The following is a 15,263-nucleotide window of genomic DNA, read 5'->3' on the forward strand; positions in this document are numbered from 1 at the left end:
GCGTCTAAGTATTGATTTTTAAATGAAAAGAGAGACTCGAGTTAACGAGTCTCCCCAATATTTGACATAGAGCCAATTTTTTATGATAAATATAGACTTTAAAAATCCAAGACAAGAAAAAAAGAAGTAGGTCGCCCATACTTCTTTTTAATAGAAACTTCAATTTCCCTTAGTCATTAAATAATTGTAGGCGCCAAGGGCTGCTGTCGCACCTGAACCCTCTGCTATTATAATTTGTTTGAAGGCTGAGTTAGTGCAGTCCCCTGCCCCATAAATTCCTTCAACATTTGTTGCTCCAAATTCATCTACAATTATTTCGCCGCGAGGATTCTTTTCAACAAGGTCAAGCCATTCTGTCATTGGCACAAGACCAACTTGGATAAAGCATCCGTCAGTGGCTTCTTCTATAACTTGTCCAGAGACCCTGTCCTTGTAGGTGATTTTTTCAAGAAACTTTTCCCCACTTAGGGCTTGAGTTTCTGCATTAGTAACTATTTTTACATTTTTAAATTCCCTAAGTTTGTCTTGAAGAAGCTTATCTGCCTTTAATTCAGGCAAAAATTCTAGGACTAGGACTTCTCTTGCTATGCTGGCAAGGTCTATGGCTGCTTCTATGCCAGAGTTTCCTCCACCAATTACTGTAACCTTCTTGCCCCTAAATAGGGGTCCATCACAGTGAGTACAGTAGGCCACGCCCTTGTTCCTAAATTCAATTTCTCCAGGAATGCCAATGAGCCTCCACTTAGCACCTGTAGCTATTACAATAGTCCTTGCGAAGAGATTTCCCTTATCTGTTAGGATCTTTAACTTCTCGTCTCTCTCTATGCCTGTAACTGATAGTCCTTCAATGACTTCTACCTTGTACTTGTCAAGATGTGCCTTGACATCCTCCATATACTTGGGACCCTCTGTGTAGGCTATGCCCGTAATATTTTCTATGGCAAGAGTTTCCTTTACTTGACCGCCAAATTCCTTGGCTACAAGAGCAGTCCTTATCCCCTTTCTCGCTGCATAGATGGCTGCTGTCGCCCCACCAGGGCCTCCACCTATTATCAGGCAGTCATAAATAGGTTTTTCTTCAAGCCTTAGGTCAACTTCTTCCTTCTTTATCTTATTTAAGATTTCATTTAAGGAAATTTTTCCACTGTTAAAGACTTCTCCATTTACATAAGTTGTTGGCACTGCAAGTACACCAAGGTCTTCAACATAGTCAGTGAAGACAGACCCGTCCACCATTGTGTGGGAGATCTTTGGATTTAGGACTGCCATAATATTTAGGGACTGAACTACTTCAGGGCAGTTGTGGCAAGATAGGCTGACCATGGTTTCGAAATTCATTTCATCCTCTATTGCCATAATCCTTTCCCTAGTCTTGTCATCAATCTTTGGTGGGCGACCCCCAACTTGTAGGATGGCAAGTATAAAGGACTCAAACTCGTGTCCAAGGGGTATGCCTGCAAAAGTGATTCCACTACTACTATCTGATAAAAGGCTAAAGCTTGGCTTAAACTTTAGGTCCCCCTCCTTTATTTTTATTTTGTCAGAAAGTCCCCCTAGCTCATCTAAGAACTTTTTTAAGTCCCTTGAATTTTCTGTATCATCAAGGTCTACTGAAATTACAACCTCCTTTTCAAGAAGCTTAAAATATTCAGCAACCTGATTTTTTAAATTTTGATCTAACATTAGATCTTGCCAACTAGGTCTAGTCCTGGAGTTAAAGTCTTGCCAGATTGCTTCCATTTTGCTGGACATACTTGGCCAGGATTGTTTCTTACAAATTGTCCTGCGCGAATCTTGTCAATAACTTGACTTGCATCACGGCCAATGCCATCTGCATTGATTTCCAAAGTTTGGATCACTCCATCTGGATCAATTATAAAAGTAGCCCTTTGTGCAAGGCCTGCTTCTTCATCAAGTACATCAAAGTCCCTTGCAATTGACTTGTGGGGGTCAGCCAGCATTGTGAACTCAAGCTTACTAATAGCTTCAGAGTGGTCATGCCATGCCTTGTGAACGAAGTGAGTGTCAGTTGACATAGAGTAAACTTCAGCTCCCAGTTCCTTTAACTTTCCATATTGTTCTTGCATGTCTTCAAGTTCAGTTGGACATACAAAAGTAAAATCAGCAGGGTAGAACATTAAAACTGTCCACTTGCCTTCAAGGTCCTTGTTAGAAACCTCTACAAACTCTTCCTTGCTAGGGGCATAACCCATAGTTTTAAACTCAGGTATTTTCTTTCCTATTTGTGACATATTGTCCTCCTTATATTTTTAAAGTTTATTTGATATTCTCTATCAATTTATCTATACCCGCAAAAACTCGGGATTTTTAAATATATAATCTTTTTAATCTTAAATTCCCCTGTATAATAAAAAAAGAAGTATGACATCCATACTTCTCTTCCACTATATTTTCTATTTTAAATTTTCATCTTCTATACCAAGAGGAATTATACTCTCGTAAGCTTTGCCATCAACAGAAATTTTTTCTATCTTCACCTCAACAGAAAAAGATTTTTTTAAATTCTCTCCATTTAAAACTTCTCTAGTCTCTCCAAACTTATAAGTCTTGTCGTAATTTAATAGAATACATTTGTTGGAAATTTTTAGGGCATGCTCTGGATAGTGGGTGTTCATGACAATAATCACTCCACTTTCAGAAAGTTTTTTTATTAAATCTAAAATAATAATTTGGTTTTTGTAGTCAAGACCGCTTTCTGGCTCGTCTAAAATAATTATTTGTGGATCCTTGACAAGGCTTCTGGCTATTAAAAGCATTTGCAGTTCTCCACCACTCATTTCATTGGCAAGCTTGTCTGCAAGATGGTCTATCCCTATCATCTTCATGACTTCCCTCGCCCTCTCAATTTCTCTTTGACTAGGTCTTTCAAAAATATTTAAGGATGAAGTTGACCCAAAAAGGACCATTTCAAGTCCAGTGTAGGAAAAGGAGAAATTCCTCTTTTGTGGAATGTAGGAAATTTTTGACCAGACTTCTCTTTCCTTCATGGCAGAAATATTTTTGCCATCAATAAAAGTCTCGCCCCTAGTCCAAGGAAGAAGTCCCGTCAAACACTTTATGAGAGTTGTCTTTCCCACTCCATTGGGTCCAAGAATTGAAAGGACGTCACCATCACCTAGAGAAAAATTTATGTCCCTTAAAATATAGTCTGTCTTTTTAAATTTAAAAAATCCCTTGGAAACTTCTAATTTCATTTAAATATTCCTCCAGACCTTCTCATTAGCATTATAAAAATTGGCGCTCCAATAATTGCAGTGAGAACTGAAATTGGAAGCTCAATTACAGAAACTGTCCTTGATAGGGCTTCAATTAAGACCATAAAGGCTGCACCAAAGCTTATGCCAAAGGGCAGAGTGTAAAGATTATTTGCCCCAATGAGCATCCTAACGAGATGGGGAATGATAAGGCCAATCCAACCAATTTGCCCGCAAATGGATACGCTAGATGCAGTTATTATTGTTGAGGCCAGTATAAAAATAAATCTAGTCCTCTTAACATTTACGCCAAGAGACCTTGCCTCTTCCTCTGATAGGGAAAGGAGATTTAAACTCCAGCTCATCTTATAAATTACAAAAATTGAAATTAAAATGAGGGGTCCTGCCAAGACTAAGTTCTTGTAAGAAGTCCTGCCAAAGGAACCCATTAGCCAATAAGTAATTTGTGGCAGCTTGTCCATGGGGTCAGCTGTGTACTTTAATAGGGAGCTAAAGGCATTGGCAAGAGAAGATACAATAATCCCAGCCAAGACTAGCATGACAATAGAGGACTCATCTCGCCTCACAAGATTTATGGTGATAAAAATTGAAATGAGACCAGTAGCAAGGGCGATGACTTGAATGCCCATAGTGCCAAGGGAAAGTAAAATCCCAATAATTGCGCCAAGGCTTGAGGCACTTGTCACTCCCAGTATATCTGGTGTCGCCAGTGGATTTGAAAAGAGAGCTTGAAAGGCAATGCCTGCTACAGTAAGACCTGCACCCACTATTAGGGCAGTGAGAATCCTTGGCAGCCTTATCTTAAAAATTAAGGACTCCATCATAGGGTCCAAGTCTCTTCTTAATATGTAATTTTTAAATAAATTTATTATTTCAGAAATATTTACCTTCATCCTGCCCATAGAAAGTGCAAGGAGTGCACAGACTATGGGAAGAATGAATAAAATAAGATACACAGAGAGACGGAGTTTCCCGTCATCTCTAGTGCAATATTTTTTTATCATATATTAAACATGTCCTCAATTTGCTCATCAGTAAGTTCATAATTGTACCATTTTTGGTAGTAGTCTTTAATAACTTTCTTCAAGTCGTAGTCCTTAAAGGCATCTGGATAAGTTTCGCTAGCTAGCCATGCAAGAACAAGTGGAGCATCTGGGTTTGGTGTAAGCCAGTTCCACATGCCAAGCTTTGAGTTGTAAACTCTCTTGTCCTTAACAGATTTTAAATTAGAAAAATCAAAACCTTCAACAGAATTGTTGTAGACATCTTCTGTCTTAATATTTAAAAGACCAGGTCCGTCAAGATAAAATACATCTGGGTTCCAAGAATAAATTTGTTCAACATTTACCTTGGCATAGCCCTTTGCTTCTTCTGCCACATTTTTTACCTTTAGTCTCTTTAGCCAGAAGTCGCCAAAAGTTCCCTTGCCGGCAACAATTGGAGTGCCTTCTTGATACTTCCAAAGGATCATGCCACTAGGTCTTTTTTCATCAGGAACTTTCGCAATTCTTTCTTCAACATCTTTTACAATTTCATTGCCAGCTGCCAAGAAATTATCCATCTTTCCCTTTTCGCCAAAGACATCTTCAAGAAGCTTTAGCCACTCGCCATACCTATTTATTGGGTCAGCAGGAGTGTCTGCTCCCATAGTTACAAAGCCAATACATGGTACTCCAGTCTTAGATAGCTTTTCGTATCTATCTTGGTTTTTTGCATTGTAGAAAATTACATCTGGCTTTAACTTCATAATTTCTTCCACATTGATGTCTGATTGACCTTGAACAGTGTTACTTGCATCTAAAAGTTCTGGTGCCATGTCCTTTAAAACTGTTTCAGAGATAACTTGCTTTAAGGAACCAGCATAGCCCACGATGTAAGGAGCCTTACCTTCATTGTATGCCATGTAAGTTGAAAGAATTGGCACTTGGTCAATTACAATCTTTTCAATTTTATTTGGCACCTCAACTTCGTGACCTGCATGGTCCACCACCTTATGGCTTCCAGCCTCATCTTTTGTAGCAACTTTTTCTTCTGTAGAAACATTATTTGTTCCTGCATTTTTTTCTTCGCTATCTTCTTTTTTACCGCATCCGCCTAAAATTCCTGCCATCATTATAAAAACTAAAAGCAGGCTTAGGATCTTTTTAAACTTTAAATTTTTCATATTTTCTTCCTTTCTTTATAAAATTAATTATTTTAAAACAAATAACCCTCTTTATATTATAATACTCTTGGAAAATTTTTTAAGTAAGTTATGAAATAAAATAATTTCATTAAATCTAGGACTGATAAATACTTTAATAATTTTGGGGTATGATATAATTATGATGAATAATTAATAAATTTTAGGAGGAACTATGAAAATATTATTATTGATGAAAACTGTTCCTGACACAACTAATGCGAGAATCGATCCAGAAACTAATAACTTAATTAGAGATGGAATTAAAACTATAATAAATCCATCTGACCTATGCGGATTGAAGTTTGCATTAAATATATCAGAACAAGTAGAAGAAGATGTACAGATTGATGTCCTAACTATGGGCCCACCATCTGCAGAAAAATATTTGCGTGAATGTATCCAAATGGGTGCAGAAGAAGCCTACCTATTGGCAGGACTTGAATTTAAAGGTTCTGACACAATAGCAACTTCTTATGCCCTTGCTGAAGCAGCAAAATCAATTGGAGATTACTATATTATCTTTACTGGCGACCAAACAATGGACGGCGACACTGGACAAGTTGGTCCCCAAGTAGCAGAAAGACTTGGCATGAACCAAGTAACTTATGTCTCAGACATTAACTATGTAGACGGCGAATTTGAAGTTAAGAGAAATATTGGCACAGGCATTGAAACTGTAAAACTTTCCACTCCTTTTGTTGCATCTGCACTTAAAGGCTCTGTAAATAAACCTTCAAAGTTTGCCTTAAAGAGAAGCAAAATTGCCAAAGAAAAAGAAATTCACGAAATGACTCCATCTTCTCTTGGACTTGACCTTGAAAAACTTGGACAAAAGGGGTCTCTTACAATTGTAAAAGATTTGTCTGCTCCAAGAAAATCTGAAGCAGGAAACCTTATTGACAAGGGCTCTGCCAAAGAAAATATAGAAGAAGTCATAAAGATCTTAGAAGATAAGAAAATATTAGTGTAGGTGATAAAATGAAAAAAGGAAATATTTGGGTAGTAAACGAAGCTTCAGAAGGTTCACTTTCACTTATTACTAAAGAAACTATGTCAAAGGCAAGAGAACTTTCTGATGAATTAAATAAAGAACTTGTAGCTATTGAAATTGGCTACAAAAATGAAGAGCTTGCAAAGGAATCAGGCTACTATGGTGCCGACAAGGTAGTAAAAGTAGATGACGAACTTTTAGAAAATTACAATACTCTTGCCTATGCAAAAGTATTAGAAAATTTAATGGAAAAATACGATCCAGCAATTGTAATGCTGCCAGCCAGCCACAATGGTCGTGACTTGGCAGGTAGAGTTTCAGCAAAAAGAGGAGTTGGACTTGTTGCCGATTGCTCAAGCGTTGAACTAACAGAAGATAAGGCCGACATCAAATGGATAAGACCATCCTTTGACGGAAAATTATTCTGCGATGTAAGAATTTTATCTGAAACAATGATGGCAACTATTGGAAGAGGCTCTTTTGTAGAAGCTCCTCGCGACGAAAAAAGAGAAGTTGAAATAATAAAAGAAGAAGCTGGACTAAGTGAAGAAGATGTTAAGACAAAATTCATTGATTTTGAAAAAGCTGACATCAATCCACTTCTTGATAAACTTCTTAATTCAAAGGTAGTTGTATCTGGCGGTAGAGGACTTGGAGGCCCAGAAAACTGGCACCTAGTAGAAGAACTTGCAGATACCCTTGGCGGTGCAGTTGGAGCAACTAAAGCCGTAACAGACCTTGGCTGGTGCGACAAGGACCTACAAGTCGGTGTAACTGGCGTCCAAGTAAAACCAGACCTATACATTGCCCTTGGCATCTCTGGAGCCATCCAACACACAAAGGGCATGGAAAATTCTGCAACAATTATTGCCATCAACAACGACCCAGATGCAGCAATCTTTAACACAGCATCCTACGGAATAGTTGACGATTTATTTAATATAGTTCCAGACTTAATAGAAGAAATAAAAAATAGAAAATAAAATAAAATAATTTAACTTGAAAAGCTTGGTGAAATTTTACTCTCACCAAGCTTTTTAGATAAATTTAAGATTATAGATTTCTTCTTAATGAAGAGAAGCATCTACAATAGCGCTACCTAATATTATTGCCATAACTATATTTGAGCAAGCTATTATTATACTCCCAATAATTATAGAAGTTCCAATTTTATGTTCACTTTTCTTTTCCATACTCTCACCTCATATAACTTTTTGTGATTTACATTAGTATCTTTTATATGTATTTTACCCGTCTATTTATCCATAAAACTTAAACTTAATTTTTTTATTTATTCCAAGATATCCGACTCACTGGACAATGGTCTCTATTCGGTCGCATGGCTGAGACTTGATCAAATTTCTGCAAGAAATTTTGATAAGTCTGCCCGCAGATTTTTGCTTGCCAAAAATCTGTGTTCCTTTATTATAGCTGGATAAGATTTTTCATCAGCTCATGCTTCGCTAAGGCTCGCATAGGCTGAGACTTGGTCAAATTTCTGAAAAGAAATTTTGATAAGTCTGCCCGCAGATTTTTGCTTGTCAAAAATCTGTGTTCCTTTATTCTCACCACAAAACCATAAAAACAGAGACTCGTCTCTGTTTTTCTTATCATTAAAAGGACCTATTGAGGGAGACAATAGGTCTAATAAATTTATTTAGTTCAAAACAACATTCGCCTTAAAATAAGCCTTCTATAACTTTCATTGCAAGAGGCATTAGGATTACAGTCACAAGACCTGCCACTGCAATTGAAAGTCCACTCATGGCACCTTGGATCTCTCCAAGCTTTCTCGCTTCAGATGTTCCAACTGCGTGAGAAGATGTACCAATGGCAACACCTTGTGCTGTTGGGTCCTTTATCCTAAAGAGCTTTATGATCATTGGCGCAATAACTGCACCAGTCACCCCTCTTATTACTACAAGCACTGCAGTAATGGCAGAGGCGCCGCCATACTCTTCAGAAAGAGAAATTGCAATTGCAGTTGTAATTGATTGTGGAGTTGCAGACACAACTATGTTTTTGTCAAAGCCAGCCATGTGGAAGACAAAGACCACAAATAACATTGCAATTACAGAGCCAAGTACCGTTCCTGAAAGAATTGGGATTAAATTTTTCTTTAGTTCAGGCAAATTTTCGTACAAATCAACAACCATTGCTACTGTGGCAGGAGCGATGAAGAACATTATAAAGTCTCCACCCTGCTTATAATCTTCGTAGGGTATTCCTGTCACCTTTAAAAATAAAATACATAGGGCAATGGATATTAGTAGAGGATTGGCCAAAGGAGTTTTTAATTTTTTGTTGATCATCTTGCCTATTTCAAAAGTTGCAAAGGTCAAAATGATGCCAAAGTATTTGTTACTAAACATCTTTCCTCCTTTGTAAAATTTCTATAATTTTACCAGTAAGTCCCATTGTTATAGCTGTGCCAAGGACTACTAGAACCACGAGTAGGCCAGCCTTTCCCCTTATCTCGTCATAGGAATTTATAATGCCAACGCCTGCTGGCACAAACAAAATCGCCAAATTTTGTAAAATTCCGTTGGAAGTCTTTTTAACATCGTCGGGTTTTATTATTCCAACTGCAAAGGCTATGAAGAGATAAATCATACCATATACAGCTTCAGGTATTGGGAAATTTATAAGGTGTCTAGTCACTACTCCAAGCATTAAGCAGACACATAATATTACAAATTCCTTTAAATAGTTCATAAGTCACCTATGCGTTTTCTTTAATTTTTTTCACTTCTTCAATAAGTAGTGGAAGAATAACTTTACAATCTCCAACTATTCCCACATCAGCTAGCTTAAATATAGGAGCGTCTTCGTCCTTATTTATTGCTAGGATAAAACCAGAGTTTTCCATGCCAGAAATGTGTTGCACTGCGCCAGAAACTCCACAGCCAATGTATAGGGCTGGTGAAACAATTTTACCAGATTGACCAATTTGTGAAGCCTTTGGAAGAACTCCATCGTCAATTACTGGTCTTGTTCCAGATATTGGAGCACCAAAAACATCAGCAAGTTCCTTAACAAGTGGGAAGATTTCATCAGATGATGCACCTCTACCACAAGTTACTATTACTGGAGCATCTTCAAGATTTATTTCAGCACCTGCTGCCATTACCACATCTCTTATGATTGATTTTATGTCCTTAACTTCATCAATATTTTCTTCTACAAGATTTCCTACGCCATTTAGATCCTCTCTCTTGTCAAAGGATCCTGCTCTCACTGTGATAATTCTTGGAGCCTTGTTTAGCTTTGATTCAGTTAAAACAGTTGCCCCATAAGAAGGACTTACATAAAGGACTTCTTCTCCTTCAAATTTAATTTCCATTACATTTGTAAGAGAAACTGTGTCAAATGTGGCAGCAACATTTGGAGCCAAGTCCTTGCCGTCTAGTGTACCTGGGATAAATATGTCTTCACAATCATATTTTTTAGCCACTTCAACAATAATATTTGAGAAGTCTTCCATGTTGTAGGCGTCTCTTTTTACAAGTACAATATCACTTGCTCCTGCTCCCTTAATTTTATTTAATTCATCATCTTTTAATTCTTCTGTAATTAAAGCAAGAGATTTATTTCCCTTTTCAACTGCAATTTCACTTGCCTTAGATAGAGCTTCTAAAGAAAGTTTAATAGGAGCACCCTCTTTAATTTCTATATAAGTTAATATATTTTTCATCTTTTCCTCCTATAAAACCTTTTGTTCCTTCATGATTGCAATAGCCTTTGCTACGCTATCTTCTGGCTCTTCTTCTTGAATCTTAACTCCAGCTTCCCTCTTCTTAGGTTCAAAGTCCTTAATCTCTTCAAGAGTTAAAGAAGAGTAACAAGTAACTTCAAAGTCTTCAATCTTTTGTCTTCTTGCAGCCATCTTTGACTTTATAGTAGGGTATCTTGGTTCATAATCTGGCTTAGCAATAGTTACAACGCATGGAGTTTTTGTTTCAATTTCTCTATAGCCACCGTCAATTTCTTGCTTAGTGATAAGTTTGTCCCCATCTAATTTCATTTCGATAACAGATGTTACAACGCCAAGATCAGATTTATTGGCAAAGTAAACTCCAACTTGTGAGCCTTCAGCGTCAGTAGTTTCCTTGCCGAAGCATACAAGGTCAAATTTGCCAAGTTCTTCTTCCAATTTCGCCTTTGCGCCCATAAGTATTTCTGTAATCATTTTTGCATCAAGATTTCTATAATCATCACGCTTTACTAAGTATGCCTTGTCAGCTCCAACAGCTAGACAGTTTTTAAGTGAATTTTTAACATCTTCACCGCCAATAGAAAGAACAGTTACTTGTCCTTCAACTTCTTCCTTTAACCTTACAGCCATTTCAAGGGAGTAAGTGTCAAAGGCATTAACAACAGGTGTGATGGAATCTATTGCAGCTCTGTCATCAACGACAGAAACTGCAACTGAATCATCAGGCACTTCTTTTATACAAACTAAAATATTCATTCTTAACCTCTCAATAAATTATTAGCAACAACAATTCTCAAAATTTCGTTAGTACCTTCAAAAATTTGGAAGATCTTTGCATCTCTTAAAAGTTTTTCAACAGGATATTCTCTGCTGTAGCCATAACCGCCAAATAGTTGGATAGCATCTTCAGCCACTCTCATAGCTATATCAGAAGCATAACATTTTGCAATTGCAGATTCTCTATTGTAGCTTAGACCCATGTCCATTCTTGTAAGTGCATTTGCAACCATTTGTCTTGCAACTTCAGTTTGAATGTCCATGTCAGCAAGTTTAAATTGAATAGCTTGGTTTGCATTAATAGCTTTGCCAAATTGGATTCTTTCACTTGTATATTTTTTAGCTTCGTCAATTCCTCTTTGAGCAATACCAACAGCTATACAACCCATCCAAGCCCTAGCTTGGTCAAGAGTCTTCATGGCAATAGAAAAGCCCTTGCCTTCTTCGCCAATAAGATTTGATGCAGGAATTCTACAATCTTCAAGGACAACATCAGTTGTGTTAGAAGTTCTAATTCCCATCTTGTCTTCTTCCTTGCCTGAGCTTAGTCCAGGAGTTCCAGCTGGCACTAAGAACATAGAAAGACCCTTTACTCCCTTAGATTTATCAGTTGAGGCAGTAATACAATAATAAGATGCAACAGCGCCATTAGTGATGAAGCACTTTCTTCCGTTAAGCACATATTCGTCGCCATCTTTTACAGCAGTAGTAGTTCCTGAACTTGCATCAGAACCAGCGCCTGGTTCAGTAAGACAGAAAGCACCAAGTCCGCCTTCCATAGCTATGTCAGCAACATAATTTTTTTGTTCTTCGCTACCTGCAATAAGAACTGGTTTCATGCCAAGTCCTGATGCAGAAATAGTAGTGGCAAAACCAGCGTCAGCCTTTGCCATTTCTTCAAATAGAGCAGCAATATCCACTCTTGAAAGACCAGGTCCACCTAATTCTTCAGGCACTTCAAGAGCAAAGTATCCTTGTTCCTTTGCCATTTCGTATAAGTCTTCTGGCCATTCACCAGTTTTATCTGCTTCTTTACAAACTTCAACAACTTCCTTCTCACAGAAGTTTCTAACATCTAAAAGCAAGTCCTTTGCTTCTTCAGAAATTAAATATGACATCTTTATCCCCTTTTTCCTATTAAATAACTTTATTAAATAACTTTATTTGGATTTAAAATCATGTTAGGGTCAAATACCTTTTTAATGCCTCTCATTAATTCAGTATTAACATCCCCTTCGAACATCTTCAAGAATTCCTTCTTACCAAAGCCAATTCCGTGTTCACCAGAAATTTGTCCGCCCATTTCATAAGCCTTTCCATAAATGTCCTTCATGAAGACTTCAACTTCTTTGACAAATTCTTCTTTTTCCATGTCATTTGAGCAAGTGTAGATGTGTAAGTTGCCATCGCCTGCGTGACCAAAGCTCTTAACTTCAAATGGGAAGTCCTTAGCTCTTTCGTTTACATAGTGAACATACTTAGCAATCATGTTAATTGGCACAACAACATCACATTCATCAAGAAGTTTAGTTTGTGATTCAATAGCTTCAAGGAAAGATGATCTTGCAGCCCAAGCTTCTTTAATCTTGTTTGGAGTGTCAGCAACTAAAATATCAATTGCTCCAGCTTCCATAAGAACTTCAGCAGCTTCTTCTATAATGTCGTTAAGTTCATCTTCATCATTTCCATCAAAAGTAATAAGAAGGTAAGCTCCAATGTCAATTCCTTCTAATTCCTTAGGGAAAGTAGATTTTCCAATATAAATTTCAGACATATTAACAATTTCTTTTTCCATAAATTCAATAGCTTGTGGGTTTAAGTGAGCCTTGAAAAGTTGTGGAACAGTTGAAATACAAGTATCAAGGTCTTCGTAAGGAACGATTAGAGAAATAGTTTCCTTTGGAGCAGGAATAATCTTTAAAGTAAGTTCAGTGATAATTCCTAGAGTTCCTTCAGAGCCAATGATTAAGTCCTTTAGAGAATAACCAGTTGAAGTTTTAGATACAGTTGCACCAAATTGAGTGATTTCACCAGTAGGAAGAACAACTTCCATTGAACGCACATAGTTTCTTGTAGTGCCATACTTAACAGCTCTCATGCCACCAGCGTTAGTAGCAACATTTCCCCCAAGAGTTGCAAACTTTTCACCTGGATCAGGTGGATACATATAACCTCTAGTCAAGCAGTCTTCAGCAAGATCGTTTAATAATACACCTGGCTCAACTTTAACAACCATGTTTTCTTCATCATAAGCAAGAATTTTATTCATTGATTGCATATTAAGCATTACGCCGCCAAATCTTGAAACACCAGCGCCAGTAAGACCAGTGCCAGCACCTCTTGCCAATACTGGAATTTTATTTTCGTTACAAATTTTTACGATCTTTGAAACTTCTTCTGCAGAAGTAACATCAACAACAAGATCCGGTTGTCCTTCGCCATAAATTGGCATTTCATCGTGGAAGAAGTCAATATTGATTTCTTCGCCAACATATACTTTGCCGCTAACAGCAGCCTTAATGTCCTCAATAACCTTATCAGTTACAGAATTATAATTTGCCATGTTTCCCTCCAAATTTTTTAAAAATATTCTTCTTGTTTTTATTATATAACCTAATTGTAAAAAAACGGTTTATTGGCACTTGCAAGAACTTGAATCATAGTGACATTATTTGACTTTTATTCAACAAAACAATATAATTTAAACATATTATTTTAAGAAGGGAGAAAAATATGTGGCACTTTAGACAAGTTTTTAAAATTTTAACAGACATGACAAATACCAAGCTTTCCACCCTTGCCTACGCCTTGAACTACGACATATCCTACATAAGCAAGTGGAACAGCGGCAAAAAAATTCCGTCATCAAAAAATATTTACACCATAAATAGAAAACTTGCGCCCCTATTTGCAAGAGCCCTTATAGAAGAGGATAAGACCAAGGATTTTCTCCTTAACTTTGATATAAAAAATTTAGAAATTCTAAAAAAAGACCAGGAAAAGGGACTAGAATTTTTAATTTATAAGCTCCTAAATGAGTCCTACGCATACACAAATTCCGATGCAGTGGAAGAAAGACCACAAGGCACAAATTTCATTTTCAAAACATCTAGCGTGGAGAGCGATTTAAAGGAAATTCTAGAAAAATTAATTTTGGAAAATAGAGACCTTGACATCTGGGCAACCTTTGACATCACAAGTCCCTATGCAGACATACTCATTCAGAGCCTAAAAAAAATTGCAAGGGATGTAGAAGTTAACCTCCACCTCCTTTGCAAAAAAGATGATATAGAAAAAATAGATCTCTTAAAAATAATTACAGATAACTCATCCATAAACTTAGAATTCTATGAGCGCAGCTACACCCACTGCGACTTCATACTTATAAAGGGCGAGATGTATATAATCATTGCCGAAAGAGAGGACTATTCAACCCTAACTTCAGGAAGAGAACTTGACACCCTCTTTGAAATTTCTTCCTTTATGGACCACTTCTTTGACGGTCTCAACAAAATAATTGTCACAACCTCTGCCCAAGAGATGGCAGAGACAAATTACAGAAAATATTTTTACTCCGACAATGAATTTTTATTCTTGTCAAATTACGGCTTCGAATTTTTGCTGCCCAACAAAGTCATTGACAGAATAGAAGCTTCCCTTGACCAGGACCAAGAAATAAACAAAAAAGAAATTGCCAGCATAAAACTTTTGTGGGAGGAACTTTTTGTTGATGCCAAGATAAATTTCTTGACCACAAGGACTAGCCTCTTAAACTACTTAGAAACAGGCAATATCCTATACTGCTCCACTAAGACAAAACTAAGTCCTAATGAAATAGAAGACCACCTAAAAAACATAATTGAAATCATGAAGAATAACGAGAACATAAACTTTTACATCATAAACGACAACAGAAATCTAAAATCCATGGGCTTAGATAAATTTAATTTCTTCATCAACGAAAACAATATGTTTTTCAAAAAAATTGAGGGAGATAAATTTAGCACAAAGACATCCATAGTGACAAACATAAAGATTCACAACAAAATCCAAGCTGTCCTAAAAGACCTAATGCATAGCCCTTACAGCAAAAAATATAGGGTCAAGGAACTAGAAAAACTCTTCGCAAAGTACGCTGAAGTCTTCAAAAAAATCTCCCACCAAAAATAAGTGAGAGACAAAAATTAAAAAGATAAAATTTTGCAGAAATAATTAAAAACTAACCAATAAAGAATCGTTGAAAAAGGATGCAGGCACAAAACCCGCATCCTTTTTATTTTCCGATGAATTGCAAATAAAAGTGCGACACCTAAATTAAACTAAGTTCATGTAAAAATAATTCAAATGGAGTTTGATAAT

15 protein-coding genes are annotated in these 15,263 nt (G+C 36.9%); 3 read left to right on the top strand and 12 right to left on the bottom strand.

The features are described 5' to 3' along the window. Positions 1 to 159: 159 nt before the first annotated feature. The 5 genes from ahpF to WMO19_RS08805 all read right to left on the bottom strand — a co-directional run bounded on the left by ahpF (position 160) and on the right by WMO19_RS08805 (position 5,400). Complete coding sequence (gene ahpF / locus WMO19_RS08785; protein WP_349171451.1) at positions 160 to 1,683, bottom strand: alkyl hydroperoxide reductase subunit F; 1,524 nt, start codon at positions 1,681 to 1,683, stop codon at positions 160 to 162. Next, entirely contained in the window at positions 1,683 to 2,252 is a 570-nt protein-coding gene (gene ahpC, locus WMO19_RS08790) for an alkyl hydroperoxide reductase subunit C (RefSeq protein WP_019124995.1), read from the bottom strand. The genes ahpF and ahpC overlap by 1 nt, the downstream gene beginning before the upstream one ends. A 162-nt stretch (positions 2,253 to 2,414) precedes the next feature. Next, complete coding sequence (locus tag WMO19_RS08795) at positions 2,415 to 3,215, bottom strand: ABC transporter ATP-binding protein (protein ID WP_349171454.1); 801 nt, start codon at positions 3,213 to 3,215, stop codon at positions 2,415 to 2,417. Continuing rightward, entirely contained in the window at positions 3,212 to 4,240 is a 1,029-nt protein-coding gene (locus tag WMO19_RS08800) for a FecCD family ABC transporter permease (RefSeq protein WP_349171456.1), read from the bottom strand. Before WMO19_RS08800 ends, WMO19_RS08795 begins: the two co-directional genes overlap by 4 nt. Continuing rightward, positions 4,237 to 5,400, bottom strand: a complete 1,164-nt coding sequence (locus WMO19_RS08805; protein WP_349171457.1) for an ABC transporter substrate-binding protein — start codon at positions 5,398 to 5,400, stop codon at positions 4,237 to 4,239. The genes WMO19_RS08800 and WMO19_RS08805 overlap by 4 nt, the downstream gene beginning before the upstream one ends. 193 nt (positions 5,401 to 5,593) lie before the next feature. Between WMO19_RS08805 and WMO19_RS08810 the strand changes: the two genes are divergently transcribed. Beyond that, the gene (locus tag WMO19_RS08810) at positions 5,594 to 6,391 is read left to right on the top strand and encodes an electron transfer flavoprotein subunit beta/FixA family protein (protein WP_349171459.1); all 798 of its coding nucleotides are present in this window, start codon (positions 5,594 to 5,596) and stop codon (positions 6,389 to 6,391) included. Positions 6,392 to 6,399: 8 nt separating this feature from the next. Continuing rightward, a complete protein-coding gene (locus WMO19_RS08815) occupies positions 6,400 to 7,395 on the top strand; it encodes an electron transfer flavoprotein subunit alpha/FixB family protein (protein WP_349171461.1) in 996 nt (331 codons plus the stop codon). A gap of 84 nt (positions 7,396 to 7,479) precedes the next feature. Here the strand turns inward: WMO19_RS08815 and WMO19_RS08820 are convergent, their stop codons facing one another. The 7 genes from WMO19_RS08820 to WMO19_RS08850 form a co-directional block, all read right to left on the bottom strand. After that, the gene (locus WMO19_RS08820) at positions 7,480 to 7,605 is read right to left on the bottom strand and encodes a hypothetical protein (RefSeq protein WP_349171463.1); all 126 of its coding nucleotides are present in this window, start codon (positions 7,603 to 7,605) and stop codon (positions 7,480 to 7,482) included. A gap of 486 nt (positions 7,606 to 8,091) precedes the next feature. Then, on the bottom strand, positions 8,092 to 8,784 hold the full coding sequence (locus WMO19_RS08825) for an LrgB family protein (protein WP_349171464.1): 693 nt from the start codon (positions 8,782 to 8,784) through the stop codon (positions 8,092 to 8,094). Beyond that, positions 8,777 to 9,127: a CidA/LrgA family protein gene (locus tag WMO19_RS08830; protein WP_019125002.1), complete on the bottom strand. Its 351-nt coding sequence runs from the start codon at positions 9,125 to 9,127 to the stop codon at positions 8,777 to 8,779. Before WMO19_RS08830 ends, WMO19_RS08825 begins: the two co-directional genes overlap by 8 nt. Positions 9,128 to 9,134: 7 nt before the next feature. Then, positions 9,135 to 10,106, bottom strand: a complete 972-nt coding sequence (locus WMO19_RS08835) for an electron transfer flavoprotein subunit alpha/FixB family protein (RefSeq protein WP_349171465.1) — start codon at positions 10,104 to 10,106, stop codon at positions 9,135 to 9,137. A gap of 9 nt (positions 10,107 to 10,115) precedes the next feature. Next, complete coding sequence (locus WMO19_RS08840) at positions 10,116 to 10,883, bottom strand: electron transfer flavoprotein subunit beta/FixA family protein (protein ID WP_332087623.1); 768 nt, start codon at positions 10,881 to 10,883, stop codon at positions 10,116 to 10,118. A 2-nt stretch (positions 10,884 to 10,885) separates the two neighbouring features. Then, a complete protein-coding gene (locus WMO19_RS08845) occupies positions 10,886 to 12,022 on the bottom strand; it encodes an acyl-CoA dehydrogenase family protein (RefSeq protein ID WP_349171467.1) in 1,137 nt (378 codons plus the stop codon). A gap of 32 nt (positions 12,023 to 12,054) precedes the next feature. Then, entirely contained in the window at positions 12,055 to 13,467 is a 1,413-nt protein-coding gene (locus WMO19_RS08850; protein ID WP_288166032.1) for an FAD-binding oxidoreductase, read from the bottom strand. Between the two features lie 170 nt (positions 13,468 to 13,637). On the opposite strand from WMO19_RS08850, the gene WMO19_RS08855 reads away from it, so the two are divergent. Continuing rightward, the gene (locus tag WMO19_RS08855; protein ID WP_349171469.1) at positions 13,638 to 15,074 is read left to right on the top strand and encodes a hypothetical protein; all 1,437 of its coding nucleotides are present in this window, start codon (positions 13,638 to 13,640) and stop codon (positions 15,072 to 15,074) included. The last annotated feature ends 189 nt before the right edge of the window (positions 15,075 to 15,263 follow it).

This window comes from Peptoniphilus hominis (ex Hitch et al. 2025), from assembly GCF_040096015.1.
GTDB lineage: Bacteria > Bacillota > Clostridia > Tissierellales > Peptoniphilaceae > Peptoniphilus_A > Peptoniphilus_A hominis.

What these genes read in the sequence shown, in the direction of transcription:
- WMO19_RS08845 (WP_349171467.1), bottom strand. Translation starts at nt 12,022, where the DNA reads ATGTCATATTTAATTTCTGAAGAAGCAAAGGACTTGCTTTTAGATGTT.
- WMO19_RS08830 (WP_019125002.1), bottom strand. Translation starts at nt 9,127, where the DNA reads ATGAACTATTTAAAGGAATTTGTAATATTATGTGTCTGCTTAATGCTT.
- WMO19_RS08820 (WP_349171463.1), bottom strand. Translation starts at nt 7,605, where the DNA reads ATGGAAAAGAAAAGTGAACATAAAATTGGAACTTCTATAATTATTGGG.
- ahpF (WP_349171451.1), bottom strand. Translation starts at nt 1,683, where the DNA reads ATGTTAGATCAAAATTTAAAAAATCAGGTTGCTGAATATTTTAAGCTT.
- WMO19_RS08800 (WP_349171456.1), bottom strand. Translation starts at nt 4,240, where the DNA reads ATGATAAAAAAATATTGCACTAGAGATGACGGGAAACTCCGTCTCTCT.
- WMO19_RS08810 (WP_349171459.1), top strand. Translation starts at nt 5,594, where the DNA reads ATGAAAATATTATTATTGATGAAAACTGTTCCTGACACAACTAATGCG.
- WMO19_RS08795 (WP_349171454.1), bottom strand. Translation starts at nt 3,215, where the DNA reads ATGAAATTAGAAGTTTCCAAGGGATTTTTTAAATTTAAAAAGACAGAC.
- WMO19_RS08855 (WP_349171469.1), top strand. Translation starts at nt 13,638, where the DNA reads ATGTGGCACTTTAGACAAGTTTTTAAAATTTTAACAGACATGACAAAT.
- WMO19_RS08850 (WP_288166032.1), bottom strand. Translation starts at nt 13,467, where the DNA reads ATGGCAAATTATAATTCTGTAACTGATAAGGTTATTGAGGACATTAAG.
- WMO19_RS08835 (WP_349171465.1), bottom strand. Translation starts at nt 10,106, where the DNA reads ATGAAAAATATATTAACTTATATAGAAATTAAAGAGGGTGCTCCTATT.
- WMO19_RS08805 (WP_349171457.1), bottom strand. Translation starts at nt 5,400, where the DNA reads ATGAAAAATTTAAAGTTTAAAAAGATCCTAAGCCTGCTTTTAGTTTTT.
- WMO19_RS08825 (WP_349171464.1), bottom strand. Translation starts at nt 8,784, where the DNA reads ATGTTTAGTAACAAATACTTTGGCATCATTTTGACCTTTGCAACTTTT.
- WMO19_RS08840 (WP_332087623.1), bottom strand. Translation starts at nt 10,883, where the DNA reads ATGAATATTTTAGTTTGTATAAAAGAAGTGCCTGATGATTCAGTTGCA.
- WMO19_RS08815 (WP_349171461.1), top strand. Translation starts at nt 6,400, where the DNA reads ATGAAAAAAGGAAATATTTGGGTAGTAAACGAAGCTTCAGAAGGTTCA.
- ahpC (WP_019124995.1), bottom strand. Translation starts at nt 2,252, where the DNA reads ATGTCACAAATAGGAAAGAAAATACCTGAGTTTAAAACTATGGGTTAT.